Raw genomic sequence first — 7254 nt, 5'->3', positions numbered from 1 at the left:
GGCTGGGACTGCTGCCCGGCGTCGTCCACGTCCCCATGCCTGCCGCGATGCTGGACCCCGCGACCTTCGCCGAGGACCGTTTCCATCCCGGTCCCGAGGGCTACCGGCGTTGGGCCGAGCAGCTCGCGGACGCGAGCCGACAACTACTCAGAGACACGGGTCGTCCGGAAAACCGCTGATCAGGTCACCCGAGTGCCACAGTTCAAGAAATTTCTCCGAAAAAACTGGCTCTCCGTGTATCTGGTGGCAGCCTCGTTGCGTCCTATGGAGCAGTCGAGGAAATGAGGGACACCCGATGACGACCGAGACCAACACCGCACCCGTCAACGACGAGGCCACGGCCACTGAGGACCTCGAAGAAACGCCGAAGCCGGGTCCGATCACGGCTCCGGTCCCGCCCCGTCCCGGCACCAGCCCGGACGGCAACTGGGACCCGCACGGCACCAAGCCGCCGGTGAACTGACCGAAACCTGGTTCGACCTGCACAGACAGGTGATGTCCGGAAGCCGAGGGGGCCTCCGGTCATCACCTCCGGGTGCTCCTTCGGGGGAGGGGGACGCCCGGACGCGGGCCCGTTGGGGAGCGGGCCCGGGGGGAGGGAAAAAAGGACCGGCCGGTGCGCAGTCCACACCTACTCGCGCCGGCCGGTGCCTTTGCTCTTCCGCGCACGATCGAGGGGACGCCCGAATCCGACGAAAAAGTTAGTGACTTGATGTATCCCAGAGCCTCTAGCACGCTCCTTCTCCCCGAAGGGCCCGCGATACTGCCAGCGCCGACACGAAGACACGTCCGAAGTGGGGCAGATACGGTGACCGACGTGCAAACGACCGAGGTAGACCCGCCATGGGAAGGCCTGACCGGTGCCGACCTGCATGCCGCCTGCATGCAAGCGGCGCGGGCCGGTGACCGCCTGGCGATGGACAGACTTGTGCACGAGCTGACCCCGCTCGTGTGGCATGTCGCGCGTGCGAACGGGCTCGATCGCCTGACCGCCGAGGACGTAGTCCAGACGGTGTGGCTCGCCCTGTTCAGTCAGCTCGACAAGCTTCGTGACCCCAAGGCGCTCGCCGCGTGGCTGATCACCACGACCCGGCGCGAGGCACAGCACCCCTTCGGCCGCCGCGCTCAGCCCGTACCGCTGACCGACGAGCTGGCCGAAAGCATGGAGAGCACCCACCCGGCTCCCGAGGAGGAAGCCGTCCGCGCCGACCGGGATCGCCGGGTCTGGCGCGCCTTCCTCCGGCTGCCGCACCGCTGTCAGCAGCTCCTTCGGCTGACCGTGCTCGCCGGGCGGGCCGAATACCAACTGGTCGCCGAAGCACTCCGCATGCCGCGCGGCAGTGTCGGACCGACCAGGGGCCGTTGCCTCGATTCGATGCGCGACCTGCTGGCCCACGAAGGGGGAAGCCGATGAACGACCTCGGGACGCCGGGGGAGATGACCTCCCCGGGCGATGAGGCCTTGCTCGCCGATATTGGGCGCTTCATGGACGAATTGGACCCGCCACCGGGAGATCTGGTGCAGCGGGTTCAGTTCGCGCTCGCGCTCGAAAACCTCGACGTCGAGGTCGCCCGCTGGGAACGGATGGACGCGACCGCGGGCGTCCGCGGCAGCGACACCGGCACGATCACCTTCACGGTCAGCGACCTGACCGTGATGATCAACCTGACCAAGATCGGCAAGAAACACCGGATCGACGGCTGGCTCGTGCCCGCCGGCGAATACGGGGTGGAGGTCCGCGTAGCCGAACACGGGACGAGTTCCACCACCGCCGACGAAGGCGGCCGGTTCGTACTGGACAACGTTCCACAGGGGACGACCCAGATCGTGATCCACCTCGGCGACGTGACATGCAGGCGGACCGTCGTCACCCCGACCGTGGTGCTCTAACCGGACGGCTGTTCCGTTATGCGGCGTGGGTGTGCTCCCATAGTGCGTGTGCCCGCGCCGTCTCCTGCTGTCGTCGATCCGGTAGCCGACGAGGCGGCCGAACTCCATCGCCAGGCGAGGGCGGCTGCCTCGGATCATGGGCTCCACCGGACGATCCGCCTGCTTCGCCGTGGCCTCGCCCTGCTTGGCCCCGTCGACGTGGAATTGGTCTCCCGGCTGGAGATCCGCGTCCGGATCCTGATCAGCCTCGCCGCGTCCGAAGCGGAGATCACGTCCCAAGAGGACGGCGTCGCGCGGCTGGACGAGGCGGAACGCAACCGTTTGCTGCTGCCGGACGGCGACGTTCGGGATGAGCTGAGGTTCGTCGTCGGGCTCCAGCGCGCCGTAGTGCTGATGCGGGCCGGACGGCTTGAGGAGTCGTTGGCGCTCAACAACGCGTTCCTGCCGGGCCTCGCCGCCGAAGCCGAGAAGTACAGCGTGGTCTTGACGCGCTCGCTGGTGAACCGAGCGTGGCTGCATTTAGAGATGAACAACCCGGACGAGGCGTATCAGGACCTCGTCGAGGCGCTGGATCTCGCGGTCGAGCACGGGCACCGGATGCTGGAGGGGAAGATCCAGCACAACCTGGGTGATCACGCCCAGTTGCTCGGCGACATCCCGGAAGCCCTGCGGCACTACGAACAGGCCGCCGCGATCTTCGTGACCGACGGTTCCGGTTCGCTGCCGCTTGTCCGGCTCGATCAGGCGAAAGCCCTGCTCACCGCGGGTCTCGCCGAAGAGGCGGCGCGGCATCTCGATGACGCCATCCCGGAACTTCGGCGCAACGGCGCCGTCCACCTCGTCGCCGAGGCCGAGGTCGCCAGGGCCGGTGCCGCCATCCTGGAGCACGACTACGCGCTGGCGAAAAAACTCGCGGGGGCGGCGCGACGAAGTTTCCTGCGGCGTGGCAAGGGACGCTGGGCGGAGATCGCGGCGTTGACCCAGCTTCGCGCGGACGCGGTGAAGCTCTTGGCGGACCGGGAAAAGAAACCTTCGGCGAAACTGCCCGAGCAGTTGGCCGACCTCGCCGTCCGGCTGGCCGAACTCGGCCTCCGCGACGAAGCGGGCGCGGCCAGGATGTTCGCGGTCCGGCTGCTGATCCGCCGTGACGAGACGGCCGTCGCGCAGGAAATCCTGGCGCAGGTGCCGAAACCGCGGCAGACCACGCCGATCGACCACCGGATGCTGCTGCGGCTGTGCCGCGCGGAACTCGCGGTGGCGTCCCATCGGCCGCGTTCGGCGCTCGCCCAGGCGCGCGCGGGTTTGGCGGAACTCGGGCAGATCCGGGACCGGATGGGCGGGCTCGATCTCGTCTGCGGAACGGCCGCGCACGGCGAGGAGCTGGGCAAACTGGCGCTGACGCTGGTGCTCAAGAAGGCCAGGCGCAGCGGAGCCGGCGCGAAGAGCCTGTTCGCGTGGCTGGAACGCACACGCGCGCAGGTGTACCGCTACGAACCGCTCCCGATCATCGAAGACCCCGCGCTCGCCCGGCACATCAACGAAATGCGGCACGTGCAGGGGACGATCCAGGCGCGGCGGCTGTCCGGCGAACCGGTCGGGAAACTCGAGGAGCGCTACGACCGGCTGCAGCAGGAGGCGACCCGGCTCGGCTGGTACACCAGCCAATGGGGTCGTCCGCGCCCGGTCTCGTCGCCCGAAGAAGTCGTCGAGCAACTCGGGGATCGGGTGCTGGTCAGCCTGATGGGTTACCGCGACACGTTGTACGCGGTGGTCGTCGACCGGGGGCGTTTCCAGTTGCTGAAGCTGGGGCCGCTCGCGGAGATCGTCGAGACCGCGCGGCAGTTGCACGCGGACCTCGACGCGCTGGCCCCGGACAACCTGCCCGCGCCGTTGGTCGAGGTCGTCACCGGATCGGCGCGGCGTCGAGCGGACAAACTGGACAAACTGATTTCTGCGTCGCTGGCGAAGACGCTGGAGAACCGCGAGCTGATCATCGTCCCGATCGGTTCGCTGTACGCGCTGCCGTGGGGTGCTTTGCCGTCGTTGCACGGACATCCGGTGTCGATCGCGCCGTCGGCGACCGCGTGGGTGACCGCGTCCGGACGCCGGAGCGTGGGGCCGGTCCTGCTCGCCGGCGGGCCCGGGGTGCCGGGTTCGGTCGGTGAGGTGCGGAACCTGCGCGCGGTGTACCCGCAGGCCCAGCTCGTCGACGGGAAGGACGCGACCAGCGAGGCCGTACTGTCCGCTTTGGAGGGTTCCGGGATGGCGCACCTCGTCGCACACGGCGCGCACGAACCGGCGAACGCGTTGTTCTCGCGGCTCGAACTGGTCGGCGGCCCGCTGTACGCGCACGAAACCGCCCGGCTCGCGCATCCGCCGGAGCGGGTGGTGCTGGCCGCGTGCGAACTCGCGATGAGCCACATCCGGCCCGGTGAAGAAGCGCTCGGTTTCGCCGGGACGCTGCTCGCGAGCGGTTCGCGGACGGTCATCGGCGCGATCGCGCGGGTCGGCGACAAGGCCGCCGCCGACGCGATGGCCGATCTGCACCGGAGGCTGGCTTCGGGGACCGCGCCCGCCTTGGCACTCGCCGAGGCGACCGCCGCGGACCCGCTGCGGCGACCGTTCCTCTGCCTGGGCGCGGGCTAGGCCGGGTTATCGACCGGTAGGGCAAAGGTGGCGTAGGCCGGGGGCGTGGGTGGGTCCGTTCGCCGGGGTGGGCGCGTGTCTCGTGTGCTCGGGTCCGGATCTCGTGTGCTTGGAGACGTGACTCACGTGCTTGGTCACCGCACTGGGGGTTTACGGCTCCGAGCACGCGAGATCCGTCTTCCAGCACGCGAGTGCGCCGCGCGGGCGACCGCCTGGCCCGAGACACGCCACGTTCGCCTTACCCCTCGATAAAACTCAAGCTAGGCCCGTTCGGCGTGCTGCACCAGGCGCGTCGCGAGTAGTGAGACGACGGAGCGCAGGGCCGTGCGGACGGCGGCGCCGGTGCCGGGCAGCGGTTCGGTGAACTCGCCGGTCCAGCGCAGATCCGTGCCACCGGAAGCGTTCGGCGTGAAGGACACTTCGGCGCGGTAGTCCTTCAGGAGCTTGAGGCCAGCGAAGCCGTAGACGTGCTTTCGGTCCTGTTCGTATTCGAGGGTCTCTTCGTGGAGATACACCGGCCACAGGCCGACGGCGCGGACGGCGCCCACCGCGTCCTCACCGGGTTCCCGCGCCCAGCGCGAGTGGAACACCACCGGCTTCGCCCATTCCGACCAGCGGGAACCGTCGGCCTCCAGCGCGAACAGGGAAGCGGGCGAGGCGCTGCTCGTCCGGTTGATCTCGAAGGAGTACGTCTTGCCCATGTGGCGACGATAACCGCTCCCGTCGCCACGGATAAGTCAAGATAGGGGCGTGAGCACGACGCGTCGGGAGATCGCCGCACCACATTGGCTGGTGCAGCTGCTCCGCAGCACGCCGGTTCCCATCCCGTGGAACATGGTCGCCCGCGCCGTCCTCGCGCTCGCCGTGCCGCTGGCCGTCGGCTACGCGCTCGGCGACATCGGCGTCGGCGCGCTCATCTCCACCGGCGCGCTGCCCACCGTCCTTTCCGAATCCGCGGGCCCGTACCGCTACCGCGCCCGACGGCTCGGCGGCGCGACCGCGGCGGCCGCGCTCGGCTACTTCGCCGGGCTGATCACCGGCGGGATCCCGGCCGCGTCCATCCCGGTCGTCGTCGGGGTCGCGGCGGTGTCGGCGCTGATCAGCGCGGCCGGCAGCAACGCGTCGGTCGCCGGGCTGCAGATGTTCGTCTTCTGCGTACTCGGCACCGGCCAGCACGTCACCGGCCTGCGCGTCGAAATCCTCCTCGGCTACTTCTGCGTCGGCGCCGCGTGGAGCCTGCTCGTCGCGCTCGCCACCTGGACCTTCCGTGCCACCAGCCCCGAACGCAGCGCCGTCGCGCACGTCTACGTCGAACTCGCCGCGATGCTCTCCGCGACCGACGAGGCCACCTCCCGCGTCGCGCGCCACCAGCTCACGACCGCGATGAACACCGCGTACGACCGGCTGCTCACCGCGCGATCCTGGCTGTCGGGCCGCGACGCCACCTACCGTCAGCTGCTCAATCTCCTGTCCGCCAGCACCCCGGCCGTCGAGGCGTCCGTCGCGATGGTCAACGCCGGCCGCCATGCCCCGGACGACGTGATCGACCACTTCGTCGCGACGTCCGCCGCGGTGCTCGCGAACCAGCCGCTCCCGGAACCGCCGAAGCGGCCGGACGAAGACATCGACGCCGTCCTGGCCGCGCTCTACGCCGGGCTCATCCGGATCGGCAAAGGCGACAACCGGAAACGCCGCGAGGTCAAGCCGTGGCACAAACGGCTCCGCGATTGGGCGGGCTCGCTCATCTCCGGTCCGCTCACCTGGTTCGCCGCGCTCCGGCTGACCCTGTGCGTCGCGATCGCCGAAGTCGTCGCGCTGCTCGTCCCGTTCGAACGTTCCTACTGGATCACGCTCACCGTCGGCATCGTCCTCAAACCGGACTTCGGCTCGGTGTTCGGCCGCGCGGTGCTACGCGGGATCGGCACCGTGATCGGCGTCGGCATCGGCGCGGCCGTCCTCGCCGCGGGTGGCGAAGGCTGGCTGCTGGTTCTGCTGATCGCCGTCTTCGCGGGCGGCGTCGCGTTCGGCAAGGTCCGCAACTACGGGGTCCTCAGCGCCTTCGTGACGCCGCTGATCATCCTGCAGATGGACCTCGCCAGCACCGGGAGCTGGGACGTCGTGCTCGCGCGGCTCGTCGACACCGTCCTGGGCTGCGCGATCGTCCTGACTTTCGGGTACCTGCTCTGGCCGGGAAGCCGTCGTCCGCAGGTCGGCGGGCGGCTCGCCGACAGCCTCGACAGCCTGGTGGACTACGTCGACAAGGGACTCGTGCTCGCGCCGTCCGGCGAGGCGCGACTGGACCGCTCACGCGCCCGCCGCCGCGCCTACCGCGCGCTGGCCGACCTGCGGACCGCGTTCCAGCAGGTCGTCGTCGAACCCTCCGCCGCCGGACGGCAGGCCGTCGCCTGGTGGCCGGTGATCGCCGGACTCGAACGCGTCGCGGACGCCGTCACCGAAGTCGGTGTCACCCTCGGCCGCGGCGCCCCGGCACCGTCCGACGAAGACATCGCCCTGCTGACGGCCGCGCTCGCCGAACTCGCGGCCGCCGTCCGAGAGGAACGCGAGCCCGCCGAAATGCCGATGCCCGACAACGAACAGCTGTCCGGCGTCGTCGACCAGATCGGCGCCGCCTTCGACGCCGTGCGCGGCCCCGACCTCGTCGAACGCGCGCCGCTGCGACTGGTCCGGCGCTTCCTGCCGTATCACCGCCGCGCCTGA

6 protein-coding genes are annotated in these 7254 nt (G+C 69.8%); 5 read left to right on the top strand and 1 reads right to left on the bottom strand.

The window, feature by feature from the left end; genetic code table 11:
* Window positions 1-295: 295 nt before the first annotated feature.
* The 4 genes from H5J31_RS33690 to H5J31_RS33675 all read left to right on the top strand — a co-directional run bounded on the left by H5J31_RS33690 (window position 296) and on the right by H5J31_RS33675 (window position 4536).
* Window positions 296-463, top strand: coding sequence for a hypothetical protein (locus H5J31_RS33690; protein WP_181776718.1), 168 nt, complete (start codon window positions 296-298; stop codon window positions 461-463).
* A 345-nt stretch (window positions 464-808) separates the two neighbouring features.
* The gene (locus H5J31_RS33685) at window positions 809-1414 is read left to right on the top strand and encodes an RNA polymerase sigma factor (protein WP_181776717.1); all 606 of its coding nucleotides are present in this window, start codon (window positions 809-811) and stop codon (window positions 1412-1414) included.
* The gene (locus H5J31_RS33680; protein ID WP_007030725.1) at window positions 1411-1890 is read left to right on the top strand and encodes a hypothetical protein; all 480 of its coding nucleotides are present in this window, start codon (window positions 1411-1413) and stop codon (window positions 1888-1890) included. Before H5J31_RS33685 ends, H5J31_RS33680 begins: the two co-directional genes overlap by 4 nt.
* 42 nt (window positions 1891-1932) lie before the next feature.
* A complete protein-coding gene (locus H5J31_RS33675; RefSeq protein WP_181776716.1) occupies window positions 1933-4536 on the top strand; it encodes a CHAT domain-containing protein in 2604 nt (867 codons plus the stop codon).
* Window positions 4537-4796: 260 nt separating this feature from the next.
* On the opposite strand, the gene H5J31_RS33670 is transcribed toward H5J31_RS33675, so the two are convergent.
* On the bottom strand, window positions 4797-5237 hold the full coding sequence (locus H5J31_RS33670; RefSeq protein WP_181776715.1) for an SRPBCC family protein: 441 nt from the start codon (window positions 5235-5237) through the stop codon (window positions 4797-4799).
* A gap of 49 nt (window positions 5238-5286) precedes the next feature.
* Here H5J31_RS33670 and H5J31_RS33665 point away from each other — a divergent pair, with 49 nt between their 5' ends.
* Window positions 5287-7254 (top strand): FUSC family protein, encoded by a 1968-nt coding sequence (locus H5J31_RS33665; RefSeq protein ID WP_181776714.1) that lies wholly within the window; start codon window positions 5287-5289, stop codon window positions 7252-7254.

Source organism: Amycolatopsis pittospori (assembly GCF_013870525.1).
Classification (GTDB): Bacteria; Actinomycetota; Actinomycetes; order Mycobacteriales; family Pseudonocardiaceae; genus Amycolatopsis; species Amycolatopsis pittospori.
Note: the sequence above shows the minus strand (reverse complement) of the source record. Positions and strands in the feature narration are given on the sequence as shown.

Bases quoted from the DNA above. Each gene is read 5' to 3' on its own strand.
- H5J31_RS33670 (WP_181776715.1), bottom strand. From the start codon at position 5,237: ATGGGCAAGACGTACTCCTTCGAGATCAACCGGACGAGCAGCGCCTCG.
- H5J31_RS33680 (WP_007030725.1), top strand. From the start codon at position 1,411: ATGAACGACCTCGGGACGCCGGGGGAGATGACCTCCCCGGGCGATGAG.
- H5J31_RS33690 (WP_181776718.1), top strand. From the start codon at position 296: ATGACGACCGAGACCAACACCGCACCCGTCAACGACGAGGCCACGGCC.